The 1,446-nt window shown below is 58.6% G+C and carries 2 protein-coding genes; both read right to left on the bottom strand.

Features of this window, described 5'->3' with window-relative positions; translation table 11 throughout:
- Nucleotides 1-857: LysR family transcriptional regulator (locus NKH60_RS34870; protein ID WP_352875117.1), on the bottom strand; the 857-nt coding region annotated here is incomplete at its 3' end.
- 124 nt (nucleotides 858-981) lie between these two features.
- Nucleotides 982-1,446: HpcH/HpaI aldolase/citrate lyase family protein (locus NKH60_RS34865; RefSeq protein WP_352875116.1), on the bottom strand; the 465-nt coding region annotated here is incomplete at its 5' end.

Genomic DNA, 1,446 nt, shown 5'->3' with positions numbered 1-1,446 from the left:
AGCTTGCGGACCGCCGATACGGCTGGAGAGCGCTCATCCTTCGGGTTGACGGCAAGCACAACGGAACGGGTAATCACCGGATCGACGATCTTGACCGTCCGAACCAGACCTTGAGACGCCTCTTTCTGAATGGCCGATGGTGTAAGTATAGAATACGCCTTTCCCTCCATGACCATATTGATGATCGTAGAAAGGGAATCGACTTCGAATCTGACGTCGAGAACACATCCGTGCTGCGAAACGACATCAGCCACCGAACGCCTGACATTGTTGTTGCGCATGGGAACCGCCAGCGGAAATGCGTGCAGGCCGGCCAGCGGTATCGTATCCTTGAAGGGCGGTTGGCCCGGCGGCACCACCAGGCAAAACTCTTCGCGGGCCAGCACCGTCATTGCCCCCACGCTCTCGGCAGTCCGGTACAGAACGGCCAGATTGAAACGGCCAGCAGCCATCCACTCCTCCAGCGGTCCCGTCATGCCCTCGATCATCTTAAGCGAGATCCTCGGCAGCTCGCTTCTTACGGACTCAAGCAGGGGACCGCTAAGGACGCGAGCGGCTCCGGACGGAATGCCAATGGTCACCTCTCCGGAAGGAGCAGCCACCGTATTGGTAAGTTCCGCCTCAGTGAGCTGAATCTCTTTCAGGATGGTCCGCGCGTGCTCAAGCAGCTTGTCTCCGGACGCCGTAACGCTGATACCGGTCCTGTCGCGAACCAGCAGCTGGGTGCCGAAACCTTCCTCCAGTTGACGCACATGCAGGCTTAGAGCGCTTTGAGCAACGTTGAGGGTCGCAGCTGCCTTCGTGAAACTGCCGGCTTCGACGACGCCGACAAAGTATCTTAACTGCCTGATATCCACGATGAACAAATCCAACCGGGGCATGATCCCCAGTGCTGTTTATCTATCTCGAAACGAGATGGCAGGCAAGTCACAAAACTGTTGCACTAGTTCCAAAACAGCCTGTCCGGCCGCTGATTAAGGCTCAGTTATTGCTGGCGTGAGCCAGGATCTCGTGGGCGCGTCGCACCACTGGCGGATCGATCATTTTGCCATTCAACGAGAATGCGGACAGTCCACGCGTGGCGGCATCATTTTCCGCCGCGACGACTTTATGGGCCCACTCGAGTTCCTGGGCGCTTGGCGAGAAAGCCTCATTGAATACAGCCACCTGTGTCGGATGGATCGCCAAGGCTCCGGCAAAGCCAAGCCGCCGCGCACGCGCCGCGGCTTCACGAAGTTTATCAGTGTCCGAGAACTCGCCGATGCTTTCTATGAAGCCAAGCGGGAGCAAGCCGGCCGCACGGGCGGCAAACAGAACGGAAAGGTTCGGCGGCAAGAGAAGGTCGAATTCCGGGGCGCCGCCAACAGCGGCACTGAAGTCTTCAGGACCAAGCGCCATTGCGACCATCCTGGGATGCGCCGACGCAATGGCCGCGAGCCTTTGCAA

Source organism: Mesorhizobium sp. M1006 (assembly GCF_040318825.1).
Lineage (GTDB): Bacteria > Pseudomonadota > Alphaproteobacteria > Rhizobiales > Rhizobiaceae > Mesorhizobium.
The sequence above is the reverse complement of the archived record's forward strand: the minus strand, read 5'-3'. Positions and strand labels throughout refer to the sequence as shown.